This window comes from Flavobacterium sp. UGB4466 (genome assembly GCF_903469665.1).
In the GTDB taxonomy this organism is placed as follows: domain Bacteria; phylum Bacteroidota; class Bacteroidia; order Flavobacteriales; family Flavobacteriaceae; genus Flavobacterium; species Flavobacterium lipolyticum.
This window is the reverse complement of sequence record NZ_CAGKLC010000026.1, coordinates 13,880-32,997: the sequence shown is the minus strand read 5'-3', so window position 1 is coordinate 32,997 and position 19,118 is coordinate 13,880. Positions and strand designations below refer to the sequence as shown.

19 protein-coding genes and 1 tRNA gene are annotated in these 19,118 nt (G+C 35.4%); 9 read left to right on the top strand and 11 right to left on the bottom strand.

Going from position 1 to position 19,118, the window contains the following annotated elements:
• Nucleotides 1–54 precede the first annotated feature (54 nt).
• A complete protein-coding gene (locus JO950_RS22255; RefSeq protein ID WP_017496117.1) occupies nucleotides 55–252 on the top strand; it encodes a hypothetical protein in 198 nt (65 codons plus the stop codon).
• A 34-nt stretch (nucleotides 253–286) separates the two neighbouring features.
• On the opposite strand, the gene JO950_RS09255 is transcribed toward JO950_RS22255, so the two are convergent.
• Nucleotides 287–1,231, bottom strand: coding sequence for a LysR substrate-binding domain-containing protein (locus JO950_RS09255; protein ID WP_202702375.1), 945 nt, complete (start codon nucleotides 1,229–1,231; stop codon nucleotides 287–289).
• 107 nt (nucleotides 1,232–1,338) lie between these two features.
• Here JO950_RS09255 and JO950_RS09250 point away from each other — a divergent pair, with 107 nt between their 5' ends.
• The 4 genes from JO950_RS09250 to can all read left to right on the top strand — a co-directional run bounded on the left by JO950_RS09250 (nucleotide 1,339) and on the right by can (nucleotide 4,722).
• Nucleotides 1,339–1,818: a Dps family protein gene (locus JO950_RS09250; RefSeq protein WP_089076315.1), complete on the top strand. Its 480-nt coding sequence runs from the start codon at nucleotides 1,339–1,341 to the stop codon at nucleotides 1,816–1,818.
• A 133-nt stretch (nucleotides 1,819–1,951) separates the two neighbouring features.
• Nucleotides 1,952–2,236: a hypothetical protein gene (locus JO950_RS09245; protein WP_070907274.1), complete on the top strand. Its 285-nt coding sequence runs from the start codon at nucleotides 1,952–1,954 to the stop codon at nucleotides 2,234–2,236.
• Nucleotides 2,237–2,316: 80 nt separating this feature from the next.
• The gene (locus JO950_RS09240) at nucleotides 2,317–3,969 is read left to right on the top strand and encodes a SulP family inorganic anion transporter (RefSeq protein WP_202702374.1); all 1,653 of its coding nucleotides are present in this window, start codon (nucleotides 2,317–2,319) and stop codon (nucleotides 3,967–3,969) included.
• A gap of 117 nt (nucleotides 3,970–4,086) precedes the next feature.
• On the top strand, nucleotides 4,087–4,722 hold the full coding sequence (gene can / locus JO950_RS09235) for a carbonate dehydratase (RefSeq protein WP_017496112.1): 636 nt from the start codon (nucleotides 4,087–4,089) through the stop codon (nucleotides 4,720–4,722).
• A 36-nt stretch (nucleotides 4,723–4,758) separates the two neighbouring features.
• Here can and JO950_RS09230 read toward each other — a convergent pair whose 3' ends face one another.
• Together JO950_RS09230 and JO950_RS09225 are read right to left on the bottom strand one after the other, a co-directional pair.
• Nucleotides 4,759–5,961 (bottom strand): LETM1-related biofilm-associated protein, encoded by a 1,203-nt coding sequence (locus tag JO950_RS09230; protein ID WP_202702373.1) that lies wholly within the window; start codon nucleotides 5,959–5,961, stop codon nucleotides 4,759–4,761.
• Between the two features lie 116 nt (nucleotides 5,962–6,077).
• The gene (locus JO950_RS09225; RefSeq protein ID WP_070907271.1) at nucleotides 6,078–6,605 is read right to left on the bottom strand and encodes a superoxide dismutase family protein; all 528 of its coding nucleotides are present in this window, start codon (nucleotides 6,603–6,605) and stop codon (nucleotides 6,078–6,080) included.
• Nucleotides 6,606–6,813: 208 nt separating this feature from the next.
• On the opposite strand from JO950_RS09225, the gene JO950_RS09220 reads away from it, so the two are divergent.
• From JO950_RS09220 to JO950_RS09210, 3 genes are all read left to right on the top strand, one after another.
• A complete protein-coding gene (locus JO950_RS09220; RefSeq protein ID WP_202702372.1) occupies nucleotides 6,814–7,251 on the top strand; it encodes an META domain-containing protein in 438 nt (145 codons plus the stop codon).
• Between the two features lie 32 nt (nucleotides 7,252–7,283).
• Nucleotides 7,284–7,802 carry a DUF4251 domain-containing protein gene (locus JO950_RS09215; RefSeq protein WP_202702371.1) on the top strand — a complete coding sequence of 173 codons (519 nt, stop codon included), beginning with the start codon at nucleotides 7,284–7,286 and terminating at the stop codon, nucleotides 7,800–7,802.
• 74 nt (nucleotides 7,803–7,876) lie between these two features.
• A complete protein-coding gene (locus tag JO950_RS09210; protein ID WP_202702370.1) occupies nucleotides 7,877–8,365 on the top strand; it encodes a hypothetical protein in 489 nt (162 codons plus the stop codon).
• Between the two features lie 75 nt (nucleotides 8,366–8,440).
• Here the strand turns inward: JO950_RS09210 and JO950_RS09205 are convergent, their stop codons facing one another.
• The 8 genes from JO950_RS09205 to JO950_RS09170 form a co-directional block, all read right to left on the bottom strand.
• Nucleotides 8,441–9,535, bottom strand: a complete 1,095-nt coding sequence (locus JO950_RS09205; RefSeq protein WP_202702369.1) for a glycoside hydrolase family 18 protein — start codon at nucleotides 9,533–9,535, stop codon at nucleotides 8,441–8,443.
• Nucleotides 9,536–9,763: 228 nt separating this feature from the next.
• Nucleotides 9,764–11,569: an acyl-CoA dehydrogenase family protein gene (locus JO950_RS09200; protein ID WP_202702368.1), complete on the bottom strand. Its 1,806-nt coding sequence runs from the start codon at nucleotides 11,567–11,569 to the stop codon at nucleotides 9,764–9,766.
• 55 nt (nucleotides 11,570–11,624) lie between these two features.
• A complete protein-coding gene (locus JO950_RS09195) occupies nucleotides 11,625–11,975 on the bottom strand; it encodes a four helix bundle protein (protein ID WP_202702367.1) in 351 nt (116 codons plus the stop codon).
• 129 nt (nucleotides 11,976–12,104) lie between these two features.
• Nucleotides 12,105–13,286: an acetyl-CoA C-acyltransferase gene (locus tag JO950_RS09190; protein WP_017496103.1), complete on the bottom strand. Its 1,182-nt coding sequence runs from the start codon at nucleotides 13,284–13,286 to the stop codon at nucleotides 12,105–12,107.
• 176 nt (nucleotides 13,287–13,462) lie between these two features.
• A complete protein-coding gene (locus tag JO950_RS09185; RefSeq protein ID WP_202702366.1) occupies nucleotides 13,463–15,853 on the bottom strand; it encodes a 3-hydroxyacyl-CoA dehydrogenase/enoyl-CoA hydratase family protein in 2,391 nt (796 codons plus the stop codon).
• A gap of 50 nt (nucleotides 15,854–15,903) precedes the next feature.
• A complete protein-coding gene (locus JO950_RS09180) occupies nucleotides 15,904–16,362 on the bottom strand; it encodes a MarR family winged helix-turn-helix transcriptional regulator (RefSeq protein WP_017496101.1) in 459 nt (152 codons plus the stop codon).
• A 221-nt stretch (nucleotides 16,363–16,583) separates the two neighbouring features.
• Nucleotides 16,584–17,621: a YafY family protein gene (locus JO950_RS09175; RefSeq protein WP_202702365.1), complete on the bottom strand. Its 1,038-nt coding sequence runs from the start codon at nucleotides 17,619–17,621 to the stop codon at nucleotides 16,584–16,586.
• A gap of 102 nt (nucleotides 17,622–17,723) precedes the next feature.
• Nucleotides 17,724–18,338 carry a hypothetical protein gene (locus tag JO950_RS09170; protein WP_202702364.1) on the bottom strand — a complete coding sequence of 205 codons (615 nt, stop codon included), beginning with the start codon at nucleotides 18,336–18,338 and terminating at the stop codon, nucleotides 17,724–17,726.
• Between the two features lie 543 nt (nucleotides 18,339–18,881).
• Between JO950_RS09170 and JO950_RS09165 the strand changes: the two genes are divergently transcribed.
• Nucleotides 18,882–18,998: transfer RNA gene (locus JO950_RS09165), tRNA-OTHER, on the top strand.
• Nucleotides 18,999–19,118 lie beyond the last annotated feature (120 nt).

Below are 19,118 nucleotides of genomic sequence, written 5' to 3'. Positions count from 1 at the left end.
TAAATTTGTTGCGAGTTTAAAAATATAGATAACCCCAAAAAATCTTATTTTATTATGTCAAAAATGATGTTTGATTACACGAAATCAATACTTGAGAGAGTGAGTTTCGACCCGATACTTTTCTGCAAAGAATTAGAAAAAGCTATCAAAACACTGTTACCGTACGAAATGGAACAATTACAAGAATGGTTATTAAATTTCATTATTGAAAAACCAGAATTAAAGCAAAGTCTACTACTAATTAAAGTATAAAAGAAAAGGAGCCAAATTGGCTCCTTTTTTATTTTTATTTCTTTTGTTGTAGCGGACTGATGATCTGAACGTTCTGAAAAACAATTGCTCCTTTAACAACTCCTGCAATTGTAGATCTTAGGGCGTCAATGATTTGTATTTTTAATTCGCTCTTCGGGTAAATCAAGCTTACCTCACGAGCAGGTTTTGGTTCCTTAAAGTTACGCAGTTTCTGTTTGTCGGAATCTTTTAAGTCTAAGGTGTGCAAGTACGGAAGTAGTGTTGTGCCCAACCCTTCGTCGGCTAATTTTATCAGGGTCTCAAAACTTCCGCTTTGTATCTGAAAATTATTCTGATCAAGGTCGCTGGCATTTTTACACAAATTTAAAATTCCGTCTCTAAAACAATGTCCGTCCTGAAGCAACAGGATTTCGTTGATGTTTAAGTCGGCAACTTCAATTTCCTCTTTTTGAAAACTGGCATGATGTTCCGGTATATAAGCCACAAAAGGTTCAAAGTACAAAACGATTTCTTTTATTTTTTCATCTTCAAGCGGAGTTGCGGCAATAGCAGCATCCAAATGACCATTTTTTAACTTCAGGATAATTTCATCCGTGTTAAGCTCTTCGATTAAGAGTTTTACTTTTGGGTATTTCTTGATGAAATTGTTTAGAAACATTGGTAAAAGCGTTGGCATAATGGTTGGAATAATTCCCAGACGGAATTCTCCTCCGATAAAACCTTTTTGCTGTTCTACAATATCCTTAATACGATCAGCTTCATTTACAATATTCTTGGCCTGGTTTACAATTTTCTGACCAATATCTGTAAGTTGAATGGGTTTTTTACTTCTGTCAAAAATTTGAATGCTAAGTTCTTCCTCGATCTTTTGAATCTGCATACTCAGTGTAGGCTGGGTAACGAAACATTTTTCGGCAGCAAGGGTAAAATTTTTATGCTCGGCAACGGCTAATACATATTGCAATTGAGTTATAGTCATCTTGATAGTAATTTTTGATGCAAAAATAAGGAAATATAATTTTTTTTTATATTATTTTCAGAGAACTTATTTTAAATTTGTAGTAATCACATTATAAAATGAGAACTATGAAAACAAATATTTTAGGTTTACCGGTAAAGGAGTCAGAATTGTTAGTGAAAGAATTAAATGTTCTGTTGTCAAATTTTCAGGTATATTACCAGAATTTAAGGGGGTTGCATTGGAATATTCGTGGGAAACGTTTTTTTGATTTGCATGTAAAGTTTGAAGAATTGTACACAGATTCCCAATTGAAAATTGATTTGATTGCAGAAAGGGTTTTAACTATCGGCGGAACTCCTTTACATACTTTTGAAGATTACATTAAAAATAACAAATTAGCTGTCGGAAAGAACATTTCAAATGATGAAAAAGCGGTTCATTTAATTGTGAGCTCTTTAACGGATTTATTGAAAATCGAAAGAGGAATTTTAAAACAATCGGATGAAATTAACGATGAAGGGACAAATTCGATGATGAGTGACTTCATTGCAGAGCAGGAAAAAACAATTTGGATGATGAATGCATGGCTTGAAGAAGAGCTTTAATGTGTTGTTTCTAAAGTGATTACTATAGCGGAATGGTCGGGTTTGGCCATTCTGTTTTTTATGATTGTTAAATTTGTTTAAATTTTTTGGCCTCTCGCTTTGATTTTAGCTGTTTAACACTATTTTTGTTCCAATGAAATTAGTCGCTCGCATATTATTATTCATCTTTATTGCCTTCTTATCTACCCCAACTATTGTGACGGTAATGAAGAAAAGCAACGATGCGTCGATATTTTTCAGTTTTTCTGAAGAGGAACATTCACATAAAGAACTTAAGGCTGCTGTTTATCCGGCAATACTTCAACATGAAGTTGTTATGCCAGTTTATATTGAAAAAAAGACCATTGTGTCTGAGAATATTGTAAAATTAGACAATATTTCTCCGAGCATTTTTGCTCCACCTCCTAACTTGGCATAATACTTCCGATTATTTTGAATTGAACTGCATTTTGATAATTGCAGTAAGTCTTTAATGAATAATTTTTTTAGTATTGTGCTATGACAAAAAAAATCAATCTTTTTGCCAACCTTAAATCTGATTTTGCTTCAGGTTTAGTGGTTTTCTTGGTAGCTCTTCCATTGTGTTTAGGTATTGCAATGGCTTCCGGAGCACCTTTATTTTCGGGAATTATCGCAGGTGTTGTTGGAGGTATTGTGGTAGGTTACTTAAGCCAGTCTCATATTAGTGTCTCCGGACCAGCGGCTGGACTGACCGCTATCATTTTAACCGCTATTACAGATTTAGGTGCTTTCGATGTGTTTTTAATGTCTGTTTTTATTGCTGGATTAATTCAATTAGCATTAGGATTTTTAAAGGCCGGAAGTATCTCCAATTATTTTCCTACCAACGTTATTGAAGGAATGTTGGCCGGTATCGGAATTATTATTATTCTGAAACAATTACCCCATGCTTTTGGTTACGATGCCGATTTTGAAGGAGATCAGGCATTTATTCAAAATGACGGAAGCAACTCTTTTTCTTTTCTATTTGATGTTTTAAATCACATACACTTAGGAGCGGTTGTGGTTTCACTTGTTTCTTTCGTGATTTTAATTTCGTGGGAGAAAGTTCCCTTCTTAAAAAGAATGAAATTAATTCCGGGAGCACTTGTTGCCGTTATTATCGGAATAATTTTAAATGAGTTTTTTACTTCAACAGGAAGTTCACTGGCAATTGCAAATGAGCACTTAGTTTCTTTGCCGGTTCCGAAATCTTTTGATGAGTTTAAATCAATCATAATTTTGCCCAATTTTGCTGCGGTTACAAACCCGCAAGTTTGGGTGGTGGCAATTACAATCGCGATAGTTGCCTCTATTGAGACGTTGCTGTGTATAGAGGCGTCTGACAGAATGGATGTTCAAAAACGTTATACCGATACCAATGTTGAGCTTAGAGCGCAGGGAATTGGTAATGTAATAAGTTCGCTTTTGGGCGGTTTGCCGATGACATCCGTTGTGGTAAGATCATCTGCCAATAATAATGCAGGAGCAAAATCAAAAATGTCCGCCATTATTCATGGGGTGCTTTTGCTAATTAGTGTTTTGTCTATTCCGGCATTATTAAACAAAATACCATTGGCAACTTTAGCAACGGTTTTAATTTTAGTAGGATATAAACTGGCGAAACCTGCAACTTTCAAACATTTCTGGGAAAAAGGAAAATATCAGTTCGTACCGTTTATTGCTACTTTAGTATTTGTTGTAGCAACAGATTTACTTAAAGGAGTTGCTTTAGGAATTGTTATCAGTATTATTTTTGTATTGAGAGGAAATCTGAAAAGAGCGTACAGTTTCAAAAAAGAAGAATACGAAGATGGTGATGTCATCCATATCGATTTAGCACAGGAAGTTTCATTTTTGAATAAGGCTGCGATTAAGTCGACTTTAAGTGAAATTCCGGAAAACTCTAAAGTAATTATCAATGCTGCAGATACAGAGTATATTGCCCATGATGTTTTAGATTTGATCCGTGAGTTTAAAGAGACACGAGCCATTGACGAAAATATTAAAGTAAAGCTTAAAGGATTCAAGAAAGCATATGAACTGGAGAATTCACCGGACATTAATAATCATGTATCAATAGAGCATTATTATGATGTTGCGAAAAGAACTTTAGTTCAAAAAGAAAAGGTAAAAGAGAATTTTAAATAAATTATAATTAATTAAGGTATTTCTTGATTGTGAGAAGTATTAAAATTAGATAACTTTACGAGAAGTTTTTTTTAGTAGATTTTAGCAAACGGGATTACCATACAAAAAACAAAAAAAATGAGAGAGTTTTATAAGCAGTTACTTGAAAATAACAGGCAGTGGGTTGAAAAATCATTAGCATTAGATCCTAATTATTTTGCGGATCTTGCAAAAGGACAAACACCGCCATTATTGTGGATTGGATGTTCAGACAGTCGTGTTCCGGCAAATGAAATTATTGGAGCTAAACCGGGTGAAGTTTTTGTACACCGTAATATTGCTAATATGGTAGTACACTCTGATATGAATATGTTGAGTGTTTTAGATTATGCGGTAAATGTATTGAAAGTAAAACATGTTATTGTTTGCGGACATTACGGCTGTGGTGGTGTTAAAGCTGCTATGGGGAATCAGTCTGTTGGAATTATCGACAACTGGATTCGTCACATTAAAGATGAATACCGTCTACACGATAAGTACCTGAATTCAATTGAAGATGAGACAGAACGTTTCAATGCTTTTGTTGAAATCAATGCAAAAGAGCAGGTTTACAATTTAGCTAAAACATCTATCGTTCAGGGAGCCTGGAAAAACGGACAGGATTTGATGCTTCACGGATGGGTTTACGGTTTAAATTCCGGTTTTGTAACCGATTTAAATGTGAATATTGCTTCAAATGAGGAGCTTGATGAAGTTTATCAGTTAGATCTATAATATAAAAAAGAAATCGCCTCAAAAGGGCGATTTTTTTTATTCGTTTTCGTCCAGGTTTTCATTAAAAGCAGACGGGAGTAAAGTTGGAATAAATTTGATAAGAATTGGTAATAATAAACTTCCTCCGGGCAGTAAAAAGATGGTGAGTGACGGAATCGTTTTACAGATGTCTAAAAGTTGTTTTTTCACCTTTTTCTTTTCTTTAGCATCCAGATCTCTGGTGGTGGAATAAGCCAGCAGAACCATTAACTCTTTGCTTTGAATGATTTCCTTCACTAATCTGTTTTTGTTTCTTACAATCAGCTTTACCACACTGTGGGTCATTTGGTCGTAAAAGTGTTTTACAGGATTGGAGTAATTAAAATAAGGAATCTTCTTTTTGTGAGTAGTGATGAACGTGTTGGTGGTTTCAATACTTTTGGTTACAAAAGCATCAGAAATTCCCATCATCGATCCTAAAGAGTACAAAAAGTAGGCCTCTTCATTTTCGACAACTCCATCGCTCCATAAAGCCATTCCGGCCATATCGATCAAATAGTAGTGTTCCAGTTTATAGTTGTAATAGTCCAATTGTAAAGTTTCTAAAGTATCAACCGTAACTTTTGAAAATTTGGAGTATCGGATGGAAGCTTCAAAAAGTTTAATCAGTAAATCGTCGTGCTGAGATTTTATGGTTTTGGTTTTTAAAGCCAGAGCCACAATACCCATAACGGTTTCTTCGATTCGTTTTAAGTATTTTTCAGGAATTGTTCCGTGTTCTAAATATTGTCTGAAAGCCAGGACATCAATAAACAAAAGCGCATTGGTTACTAAGTGCGAAAAGTTTTTACTGATAATACTGTCATTCGTCTGAACGCGCTGATCTATAATGTTTTCTAAAGAAAGGGAAGGAGTGTCCTTTGGAAGCAGAATTTTAAATATATTAAAACCTTCCGGACTCATTTCCTTATAGAATTTTAAAACTTCAGAAATAAAATTATTAGGTTCAGAGCTTCTTTTTTCCAAACAAAAAACACCATATAAAGTATTTAATAAAGCTACTTTGGAGATTTCGGTTTTGAACCAGCCTTTTATAGGGATTGGAATCTGAGAATCTATAGCGATGATGTGGCCGTAAATAAAACCGGTTTCTCTGACTTTATGGTAAAACGACTCAGCAGTCTCAAAAGGAATAGCTTCTGAAAACTTTTGTTCGCTAAAAAACTTATCTATCCAGCCTGGTGCCGATGGGTTGATCATTAACTTTATAATTTATAGCTGCAAAGCTATATCTTTTTCTTGTTTTAGTGTAAATTTAAAATGAAATAACCACTAGATTTTGTGAAAATGTAGTGGTTATTACTGTTTTATGTTTTTTATTTAATGATTCCGGCGCAGGCAACTCTTCCGCCCGCATTTCCTGTAGGCTGTGTGGTGAAATCATCAGATCCCTGATGAACAATTAATCCTTTTCCCAGTATATCTTTACTTTCATCTCCGCAGCCAATGCACCATTCATCAGTAGTTAGTGTTATAGTCCCGTTACCATTTGCATCAGCGGTAAAGTTTCCGATATCTCCTTTGTGGTACTCGGCAACACCCCATTTTCCATGTTTTTTAAAAGTTGGATTCCAGTGTCCTCCGGCCGAACTTCCGTCTGCAGCACTACAATCTGCCTTTTCATGAATGTGAATTGCATGTACTCCCGGCTGTAAACCCGTTATTTTTGCAGCAAAAGTTACTTTTCCTTTTCTCTCGGTAAAAGTGGCTGTTCCTGCTACTGTACTTTTGCTTTTTGGCTCTAAAGCTACCCTTAAGGTTTTGGCATCATTTGATTTTGTACTGGTTTTACAGCCAATGATTAAAGCTGTAATTATGGCGAAAGAAACGATTATTTTTTTCATAGAAGAGTCTTTATTATTATAGTTTAAGTAAAATTAACATAAAATACTGACATGGATTAGTGCCGATCGTTAAAAAAAACTAAAACTATGGATCGGAATTTAAAGCAACTTTAGCTGATGAACCAAAAAATATTGCGTAAATTCGTGTAATTATGAATTTATTTACTTGAAAATCAATGGTTTTATTTTTAACTTAATTTTAAATATTATGATCAAAAGTATTTTATCTTTCGTTTTTTTAGGAATTGTTCTCACTTCCTGTAATTGTTCTAAAGTAGCAAAAGGGGACGGTGCTTCTAAACTTGAAGGAAGCTGGGAGCTTAATTACATCTCCGGTTCAAGTGTTGATTTTGACGCTTTGTATCCCAATACTAAGCCAACCATTAATTTTAATCTGCCTGAAAAAAGAGTATCCGGAAATAACGGATGTAATTCTTTCAACGGAGCACTTGTGGTAACGGGGCATAAAATCGATCTGACAGGTCCAATGGCTGTAACCAAAAAGATGTGTCCACAAGCACAGGAAGGGGAACGTCTTTTTATGGGTACTTTGCCCAAAATTACATCCTATGATATTACAGATGAAGGGAAAACGCTGCATTTTATCTCAGGAGACATTGCATTGATGCGATTTACCAGAAAATAGTACGCTTCTTTTTTAATTTAAATTTGCACTTTATGAAGACTAAATTATTCATTTTATTGTTGCTGTGCTGTTTTTTGAATGTTTCGGTTTTTGCACAGGAAAAGACGAAGAAGGAGCTAAGGGCAGAAAAAGATTTACAGCAACAGAAAGAAACGGAAGCATTGATTGATTCTAAAAAGTTCGATTTTGAAGCGCAGAAATTAAATCCGCAAGGAGGAAGGCTCATTATTTTGGATTATAATATTTATTTTTTAAGATTTAGCAGCGATAAAATTATTTGTGATCTGCCTTTTTTTGGACGTGCATTCAACGTTGCCTATGGGGGAGACGGCGGAATAAAATTTGAAGGAACACCGGAAGATATTAAAGTCGAAAAGAAAAAGAAGAGTTACATTTTAAGAACTACTGTTAGGGGAAAAGATGATGTGTATAATTTGCTTTTCACTATTTTCAATAACGGAAGTACAACGCTTTCAGTCAACAGTAACAATAGGGCGTCCATTTCTTATGATGGTGTAATTAGAGCGCCAAAAGCGGTGGAGAATAAGTAGTCTTACTTTTTTAGAACCTTAGGGGTATTTTTTACAACGGATGTATTTATAGAAACAAATTTAAAACCAGAACTATGAAAAAAATAGGCCTTATTCTTGTTATGGCAATTGTCTCATTTTCTTCTTATGCTCAATCATCATTTAAAGAGGATGTGGATGTTTTACAAATCATTTACGGAAAATCAAAAGGAGATCTCGTGAAAGAGTATATGAATTTATCGGATAGTCAGGCTGTGGCATTTGCAAAAGTTTATGATAGTTATGAAGCGGATCGCAAAGGCCTCGGGCAAACGAAATTTCAATTGATTAATGATTATGCGGTGAATTATGCAACGCTTACCGATGAAAAAGCGGATGAGCTGGCAAAGGGAACTTTAAGAAATCATATTGGATATGAAAAGTTATACTCAAAAACCTATACGCAGGCAAAAAAAGTGATAGGTGCCATCAATGCAGCGAAGTTCATTCAGTTAGAAGTGTATTTACAAACGATAATCAGAGTTGAAATTCTGGAGACAATTCCTTTTATAGGCGAACTGGATAAGAGTAAAGTTAAAATTTAGTTTTAAATTTTTACGATAAGCAAAACGGCAGCTATTTTTTGAACAGCTGCCGTTTTTTTTATGATGTAAAGTTTTTTATTTAGCGGTTTTAACGTCGTAAATTGTATGGACCATTCCGTTACGTGTGGCATCCAGAGGCAATTCCCAAAACATGATTCCGCCTAAGTTTTTAGCTTTAGCATATTCTGCTTTTGCTTTTATTGAGGCGAGATTGTCTCCTGTGGCAAATGTTTTTTCTTTTTCATTGTACCAGTGAGGTGCTTTGGCTTTTTCATCCCAAAAGTATTTCCATCCATTGGCTTCTGTATAAAAAGTGCTATAATCTTTAAAAGAAACTCCCTGAACATGCTCACCTGCCTGATACAAACCATTGTTGATGTTTTCTACGTTTTTCCAGGTTCTGGTATAGAAAGCACCTCCTATAACTAGTTTTTCAGCAGGAATTCCCAGTTTCAATAAATATTCAACCGCTCTGTCTGTAGATTCTTCTTTTGGATTAGTGCTGTATAAAGGCGTATGGTGTCCGGTAACTTTTGAGTATCCGTTCACTAAATCATAACTCATAATGTTTACACGGTTTACTAGAGGCATTACTTTTTTCCAGTCAATCGATTCGTCTAAGGCTTTTTGAAAACCTCCGGCAGCAAAGCTCAATTCGTATTTTTTACCTAAAGTTGAACGTAAAATTTTGATTAGTTCGGTGAAATTTGGCTTGTCAGCCGGTTGAAACAAATGTCCTGGCAGTCCCTCAATTGCCGGATATTCCCAATCTAAATCTAAACCGTCTACTTTAAAATAATGGCTTACTTCTTTTACCGATTTGGCAAAAGTAAGTCTTCCTTCGGCTGTCGAAAATGCAGCAGAACAAGGTTCACAACCTCCCCAGCCACCAAGTGAAAGAATAATTTTTAATTGTGGATTGGATGCTTTTAGCGAAACCAAATGTTTAATCGTGGTAGAATCTTTTGCCGAATCAACGCTTAGTTTGCCCTCTTTTAAATGGCAAAAACTAAAGATGATTTGGTTTAGTTTACTTAGCTCGTATTCGTTAATTAGCTTGTCATCACCTGTATAATAGGCTATGATGTCCATTTTTTTGCTTTTTTGCCCAAATGTACTTGTGGTAAAGTTGCACAATAGAATCAGGGCAAACAGGTTAATTTGTTTCATTTTATGTTTTTTAAAGTTTTTAGAATGCTAAATATAAAGTAATACCATCAATATTTAACTATTCTATAGGGGTCTAAGAGTTAATTTTAACGAATATTTTGCAAATCGTTGCAAAAATATTGCGAAAGCCCACTCCTTCGATTTAGTCAAAAAAATAAATAAATAAACCCGCACTGTTTCGGATTAGTGCGGGTTTAAACAAATTAAAAGCTAAAAACTATTTTTGTATTAGAAGCAGTATTCGTTTTCTGCAACTAATTTAGAAGTAATAACCTCTCTTAAGGCTACCACATTTGGATTGTTTGTGTATTTTGTGAAACGTTTAAGTCCCATTAACATCATACGTTGTTCGTCACCTTCTGCAAAAGAAATGATTCCTTCTTTACCATTTAGGTTAACGATATCTACTGCTTTGTACAAGTATAATTTTGCCATTGCAATTTGCTCTTGTACTTTAGCTTCTCCTTCTTTTTTGGCTAATTTTTCAGTTCTTAAAATAGTACTTTCAGCCATGTAGATCTCGATTAAGATGTTAGAAGCTGCCATCAATAATTGTTGGTGAGAATCTAAATCCGGTCCGTATTTTTGAACAGCGCTTCCGGCAACCATTAAGAAAACTTTTTTCAGGTTAGCGATGATTCCTTTTTCTTCCGCAAATAATTCAGAGAAATCAGGAGTATCAAAAGATGGAATTCCCATTAATTCTTCCTGAACTTTCATAGCTGGTCCTAATAAATCAACATGACCTTTCATAGCCTTTTTGATCAACATACCCACTGAAAGCATTCTGTTAATTTCATTTGTTCCTTCGTAGATACGTGCAATACGAGCATCTCTCCAGGCGCTTTCCATTGGAGTGTCTTCAGAGAATCCCATTCCGCCAAAAATCTGAATTCCTTCATCCGAACAGCTTTGAACGTCTTCAGAAACAGCTACTTTCAGTATAGAACACTCGATAGCATATTCTTCAACACCTTTCAATTCAGCTTCCTGATGAGAAGTTCCTTCTGCTTCACGGGCAGCGATTCTGTCTTCGATATCTTTTGCGGCACGGTAAGAAGCACTTTCTCCAGCGTAAGCATTAGTTGCCATTTCAGCCAGTTTAGAACGAATAGCACCGAAGCTTGAAATTGGAGTATTAAACTGAATTCTTTCGTTAGCATATTTTACAGCTCCTGTAGTAACTCTACGTTGAGCATCTAAACAAGCAGCCGCTAATTTAATACGACCTACGTTTAAAGCGTTCATCGCAATTTTGAAACCGTTTCCTCTTTCAGACAACATGTTTTCAACAGGAACTTTTGTATCGTTGAAGAAAACCTGACGTGTAGAAGAAGCACGGATTCCTAATTTATGCTCTTCTTCGTTCATAGAAATTCCGTTAGACGGATCATTTTCTACGATGAAACCAGTAATGTTTTTATCCTCTCCGATACGGGCAAAAACGATGAAAACGCTGCAGAAACCTGCATTCGAAATCCACATTTTTTGACCTGTGATCGAGTAGTATTTTCCATCTTCAGATAAAACGGCTTTCGTTTTTCCTGAGTTAGCATCAGATCCTGCTCCAGGCTCTGTCAGGCAATAAGCTCCGAACCATTCCCCTGAAGCCAATTTAGGAACGTATTTTTTCTTTTGTTCTTCAGAACCATAAAGCGTAATTGGCATAGTTCCAATTCCGGTATGTGCACCAAAAGCTGTAGAGAAAGAACCCGTTGCTCCTGAAATGTAGTCACAAACCAACATTGTAGAAACAAATCCCATTCCTAATCCACCGTATTCTTCCGGAACAGCAACTCCTAAAAGTCCTAGTTCTCCAGCTTTACGCATAGAAGATTCTGTATAAGCATAATCTTTCTTCTCGAAACGATCTTTATGCGCCCATAATTCTTTGTCTACGAACTCTTTTACAGAGTCACGCATCATCAATTGCTCTTCCGAAAAATCTTCCGGTGTGAAGATATCTTCGCATTTTGTTTCTTTAACTAAAAACTGACCACCACGAGTCACGTTTTTTTCGATAGTATCTGCCATTTTGTTTTTGTTTTTTATGAAAGAAAATAGAATATAGAGTAAAGAAAATAGACTTTTACTTCAGTCCGTTTTGAAAACTCATTGTCATTCTTTGAAATTCTTCTATTTTAATTTCTAATTGGTTAAATTGTTTTTCGTTTATATACTTTCTATGTGTTGCAATTAATAGTTGCGTAATTAATTCAAATGAAGAACCGAGAGAAATGTCTAAAAAATGACTGAAAGATTTATCAGTTCTTGAAGAACCTTCAGCAATATTACTAGGCATAGAAACTGAACATCTGCTAATCTGAGAACTCAAATCGTATCTTTCGTGTTTCGGAAATTCTATTAATACATCTGAAATTTCATTGGCTATTGTAATTCCGAGCTGCCAAATTTTTAAGTTCTTATAATTATGTCTCATGTTTTTCGAGCCAAGATAAGAAATTACAAACGTAAAGTAAGTTTTTTATTACTTTTTATAATCTTTGTTCTTTTCTCTTTACTCTAAAAAAAAACATCTATTCTCTTTATTCTATATTCTATTTTCTTTTTACAACACTTCGTAAATCCCTGCAGAACCTTGTCCGGTACCTACACACATACTTACGATTCCGTATTTGTTACCTCTGCGTTTCATTTCGTCGAATAACTGAACAGAAAGTTTAGCTCCTGTACAACCCAGTGGGTGTCCTAAAGAGATAGCTCCACCGTTTACGTTTACGATTTCCGGGTTGATGTTTAATTCGCGGGTAACAGCCAAAGCCTGAGAAGCAAAAGCTTCATTCAACTCGATTAATTCGATATCATTTAATGTTAATCCTGCTTGTTTCAAGGCTTTCGGAATTGCTTTTACAGGTCCGATACCCATGATTCTTGGTTCAACACCAGAAGAAGCAAAGTTTACTAAACGTGCGATTGGCTCCAGGTTTAATTCTTTTACCATTTCTTCGCTCATGATTAAAACAAAAGCAGCACCGTCACTCATTTGAGAAGAGTTACCGGCAGTTACACTTCCGTCTGCTGCGAAAACGGGTCTTAAACCTGCTAAAGCTTCTTTAGTAGTTCCTGCTCTTGGACCTTCGTCTTTATTTACAACGTATGATTTTGTTTCTTTTTTACCATTTTCATTGATAAAAGTCTGTTCAACAGTAATTGGAACGATTTGTTTGTCAAATTTCCCTTCTGCTTGTGCTTTCAACGCTTTCATATGAGAGTTGTAAGCAAACTCATCCTGATCTTCTCTGGAGATTTTATATTGATTGGCAACCGCTTCGGCAGTTAAACCCATTCCCCAGTAGTAATCCTCATGACCGGCAGCAGCTACTTTATAATCCGGAGTTGGTTTGTAACCTCCCATCGGAATATAACTCATACTTTCTGCACCACCAGCGATGATACAATCTGCCATTCCGGATTGAATTTTGGCAGTTGCCATTCCGATAGTTTCTAATCCGGATGCACAATAACGGTTTACTGTAACTCCGGGAACGTCTTCTACTTTTAATCCCATTAACGAGATTAAACGTCCAACGTTAAGACCTTGCTCTGCTTCCGGCATGGCATTTCCTACCATAACGTCATCGATGCGCTTTTTGTCAAAATCAGGCAGTTCATCCATCATAAACTGAATGGTTTCAGCCGCTAATTCATCAGGTCTTTTGAATCTGAAAACCCCTTTTGGAGCTTTTCCAACTGCGGTTCTGTATGCTTTTACTATATATGCTGTTTTCATTTGTTTTTGTGTTTTTAAGATTATAGAAAATAGATCATAGAAAATAGACTGTTACTTTGTCTCAAAATCTTTATTCTTTTTTCTTTATTCTATTTTTTAAGAGTATAGAAGATAGAGTATAGAAAATTGACTTTACCAAGTCTGAAATCTATATTCTATTATCTTTGTTCTATTTTCTAATTTCTAAGCGGTTTTCCTTTAGTTAACATATATTGAATACGCTCCAGAGTTTTTCTTTCTGTACATAAACTCAAGAAAGCTTCACGTTCGATATCTAATAAATATTGTTCAGATACTAAAGTAGCTTCAGATAAATCACCACCAGCCATTACGTAAGCCAGTTTGTTTGCGATTTTTCTATCGTGCTCAGAAATGTATTTTCCAGCTTGCATTTGGTCAGTTCCAACTAAGAACATTCCAAGAGCCTGTTTTCCTAATACTTTTACATCCGTTCTTCTGATAGGTTGTGTATAACCCGCTTCAGCCATTAACAAGGCATGTTTTTTAGCTTCTGCAATCTGACGGTCTTTGTTGACTACGATAATATCTTTTCCGTGTTGTAAAAGTCCGGTATCAAAAGCTTCATAACCGGAAGTCGAAACTTTAGCCATAGCGATAGTCAGGAAATACTCCTGAAGAACGTTTAATTCAACGTCATTTTTACGGAACAAATCAGAAGCTCTTAAAGCCATTTCTTTAGATCCACCACCACCAGGAAGTACACCAACACCAAATTCCACTAATCCCATATAAGTTTCAGCAGCAGCAACTACTTTATCAGCGTGTAAGCTCATTTCGCATCCACCGCCAAAAGTCATTCCGTGAGGCGCTACAATAACCGGAATCGAAGAATAACGAACGCGCATCATGGTGTCCTGAAACAATTTGATCGCCATGTTTAATTCATCGTACTCTTGTTCCACTGCCATCATGAAAATCATTCCGATATTGGCTCCAACAGAGAAATTCGCTGCCTGATTTCCAATCACTAAACCTTGGTATTCTTTTTCAGATAAGTCGATGGCTTTATTGATGGCCTGAAGTACATCGCCACCAATGGTATTCATTTTAGACTGGAATTCTAAGTTTAAGATTCCGTCTCCTAAATCTTCGATAATAGCGCCACTATTACTCCAAACTTTTTTGCTTTCACGAATGTTGTTCAGGATAATGAATGAATCTTGTCCAGGAACTTTAGTTTGTGATTTTGTTGGAATATTATAGAAGAAAGTAGCTCCTTCTTTTACAGAATAGAAACTATCGCTTCCGGAAGCTAACATTTCAGTAACCCAGGCAGCAGGCGCTAAACCTTCGGCTTTCATGATTTCGATTCCTTTTGCAACACCAATAGCATCCCAGATTTCGAATGGACCATTTTCCCATCCAAAACCAGCTTTCATGGCATCGTCAATTTTGTATAATTCGTCTGAGATTTCAGGAATTCTGTTGGATACGTAAGCAAACATTCCGGCGAAACTTTTACGGTAGAATTCTCCTGCTTTGTCAGTTCCTTTTACTAAAACTTTAAAACGATTGATCGGTTTATCGATAGTTTTTGTCAGTTCAAGAGTCGCAAAATTTGCTTTTTTGGCAGCACGGTATTCTAAGGTGTCTAAGTCAAGAGAAAGAATATCTTTGTCTACTTTTTTGTAGAAACCTTGACCTGTTTTACTTCCTAACCAGTTATTTTCCATCATTTTGTTGATGAAATCCGGAAGTTTAAACAATTCGTGTTGTTCGTCTGTTGGGCAGTTTTCGTAAATACCGTTGGCAACGTGTACCAAAGTATCCAATCCAACCACGTCAACCGTACGGAAAGTAGCCGATTTTGGACGGCCAATTACCGGTCCGGTTAATTTATCTACTTCTTCAATCGTTAATCCCATTTCTTTTACCAGGTGGAATAAACTTTGGATTCCGTAAATACCAATTCTGTTTCCAATAAACGCTGGAGTATCTTTAGCAACAACCGAAGTTTTTCCTAAGAATTTAGATCCGTATTCGTTTAAGAAATCCAATACTTCAGTTGAAGTTTTTGGACCAGGAATAATTTCAAATAACTTTAAGTAACGCGCAGGGTTAAAAAAGTGAGTTCCGCAGAAGTGTTGTTGGAAATCTTCGCTTCTTCCTTCACTCATAAAATGAATTGGAATACCAGATGTATTTGATGTAACCAAAGTTCCCGGTTTACGGAATTTTTCGATTTGTTCGAATACTAGTTTTTTAATATCCAAACGCTCCACAACAACTTCAATAATCCAATCAACATTGGCAATTTTTGCCATATCATCAGTCGTATTTCCAGTGGTAATTCGGTTTGCGAATTTTTGACTGTAAATAGGAGATGGTTTTGATTTTAATGAATTCGCCAGATGCTCATTTACTACTCGGTTGCGAACAGCTTTACTTTCAAGCGTTAATCCTTTTTTAGCTTCAGCTTCTGTCAACTCGCGGGGTACGATGTCAAGCAGTAAAACTTCAACACCAATATTGGCAAAATGGCAAGCTATTCCCGAACCCATAATTCCGGATCCAATTACAGCGACTTTTTTAATTGTGCGTTTCATAGTTAATATTTTGTTTTTTATTTGATTTGAATGTTCCTTATGAATTAAGGTTATTCATTTTCTGATTTTTCTGTTTGATTGAATATGTTTTTATCCTGAATTAATTCGTTTATGATTTCAGAAACCTCTATAAAATGGTTTAGTTTCTCATCAGAAACATGTTTTCTTACCGTTTCATTAAATTTCAGAACCGTATTTTTAGATAAATCTCTTTTTTCTTTTCCAAATTCGGTCAGGTAAATTAAAACACCACGACCATCAGTTGGGTTTTTTTTGCGAACAATCAAACCTTTATCTTCCATAGATTTCAATGTTCTGGTAAGACTTGTGGCCTCCATGCCCATTCGGGGACCCAAAGCTGTCGATGGGGTTCCTTCTTCCTTATCTATACTCAAAAGGGCAAACCCGGTAGCCATTGTGGCATCGTACTTAGCAGCCTCTTCATTGTACATTCTTGATACAGCTTGCCATGTAGCACGCAGAATATAATCTATTGTTTTCTCTTTCATATGTAACTATATCGATTTCAAATATAATTAAAAAATACTATGCATGCATATTATTTTTTAATAATTTTTTGGTTAGTTAAAAAATCCCTTTGATTTATAGGGGTTTACGGTTAAAATTTAATTGAAATATACTATTCTTTTTTGATGTTTTAACAAAATTAATGCTGTAAAAATTGTTTTATGGTTTTAAAATAAGATAAAATTCTGCATTTTGTAAAAAATTATGGCTTTAATTCAATGGTATTTTTGTGTTCATATCTTGAAACTGCCTTTTGAAGTATAGCTTTTACCCTATTTCTCAGATCTTCAGGTTTGATAATTTCGATGCCGTGGCCAAATCCTAAAAGCAAACGTTCCATTTCGTAATTTGGAGAAATGAACAAATGAACGATAATACTTTTGTCGTCATTTTCTTTAATGAGCCGCTGTGTGTGATGCAGAGGTTTGGTTAACACATAAGGTGCATTAGTTGCGTCTACCCAAAGTTCGATCTTTTTGGGTTGTAAACCTGTATTAACGGTTACCCCAATTACGTTTTTATAAAAGAGCTCTGCATCAAAGTTTTCTTCTAAATAGGGAATGTTGAAATCGTAATCTATGGCAATGATTCTGTCCAGGGCTAAATTGGTAATCGGTTGTGAACTTTTTTTCTTTCCTACCAAAAACCATCGGTTATTGAATTCCTTTAAAATAAAAGGGTGAAAATGAAATTTGGTTTCTTCCTGAGATTTAAACGATTTGTAGGTAATAACCAAGGTCACCTTTTTGATGATGGCCTGATAAATCTCATCCAGATAATGAAGTCCTTTTAGTTTTTCATTTTTGTCGAGATAGATAACGGGTTTGGTATGCGATTTTTCGGCGTAGATTTTATCCTCCAAACGCTGTAGAATATCCGATACATCATTAAAGAGGGAGAAATCTTTAAACTGTTTTAACATCGAAACAGTTTCGGTGAGCACATTCATGTCTGTTTCGGTTAGGGGTATATCGGTTATGGTGAATTCGTCGTCTTCATATTTATAGTACTTTTTATCATATACTACAATTGGGGCATTGTACCCCAGTTTCTCACTTCGCATGAGCTGAATATCCATCTGAATGGTTCGCTTGCTGATGGGGTTGGCTCGACCTTCGTATTCAAACAAAGCATCAGAGCAGCATTCGATTAAGTCGTCTAAAGTCCATTGCCGATATTTGTTTTGAAGACATTTGTCTATCGTTTTGTACCGAATTAGGGCGTTTTTGTTTTGTGACATGGTTCGTGTTTTTGGGCGTGTCCCTCCGGGTCGGGCTTTCGGCTATATCTTTTGTTCCGTTTCTCTTCACAAAAGGATACCGCCTCAATCCCTTACGCGCGTTTACGTTAATAGGGAAATCTCTTTCTCAATATTCAATCTGGCTTTCTTTTCATATAAATTCCTAAACTCATCCGTTTGAAAAATAAAGTCGTTTTCCAGAAAATGTTTCAGCGCCTTAGCACGTCCGGGTTTGTAGAGAAAATCAGGATAAATGTGGTATTCTTTTCTAATTTGTTCATAATAGATTTGATATGCTTCCCAATCACAGGCCAAAATCTTCAAGTCAAAATCGATTAACCAGTTAATATCTTCATTGTGATGATGAAGGTGCTGTTGTGTAGCACAGATCGCATCAAAAATGAATGGTTTGTTTAGGGTGATATTTTCGGGAAGAATTGACAAAGCGAATTTGGCACTTTTAAGTTCATTGTCTTTTCTGGAAGAAGAGTAAACAATATCATGATAAAAAATGGAGAACAATACTTCATTCGGATTTTCAAGTTTATCCCGATAGACCTCAAAACTCTCCATCATTTGTTTTAAATGCGTGAGATTGTGATAATGTCTTGATTTTTTAGAATAGGCCTTTTCTAAAACCATCCAGTTTTGCTGAATTTCATTTAATGGAAAGCCAATGTTCAAGAGTAATTCAGAATAGATTTTTTCTAAATTCATATGGTATTTTTTATTTTAATCTAATGAAAAGCTCTATAAGAGCTGAATATTTATGGCCAAATTATAACAGAGAATCAAAAGCTCCAGCGGAGCGATACCTTTATTTTCCTTTCATTAATAGAATATGTCACCCCGCTGGGGCTCTTCAAATGCATGTGAAAAAAATGTACAAATATGTCGTCCCTCTGGGACTTATACTTTTGTAATCTGAAAAAACTATAGTTATAACGTCTCTCCGGGACTTATAGACTTTTTTCAAATCAATATTTACTCAAATTTAAAATTCTTTTTTAACTGCGCAAAATAATTGCGTAGTAGTTTTAAAATCTTTGCTCAGGAAATAAAACGAATAGTATTTCTAAAAAATGAAACAAAAAAATTACTACGCAGAATAACTGCGCACTGGTTTTAAAATCTTTGTTCAGAAATAAAAACAAACGTTCATATAAATTAAATAAAGAATAAAACAGGTCAAGTTTGAGTTACTTCAGAAAACTTTCCAACGTACACACTTACACCATTACCTTTTTATTCAATTATTATGAAGCAGTAGCTCAGCGGTAGAGCAGGTAGTTTTGAGATTATCGGTAAAAGGTCAATCAAAACTTACTTCGTACACTTCTAATGTCCGGGTCGTGGGTTCGAATCCCATCTGTTTCACTATTGATGATCAATTAAAACTTACTTCAGACAATAGGTTACTCCGGTTCGAGTCCGGCAAGTTTTAAAATCATCATTAATAAAATGAGGGTCAAGATTAACTTACTTCTTCGCGGTCGC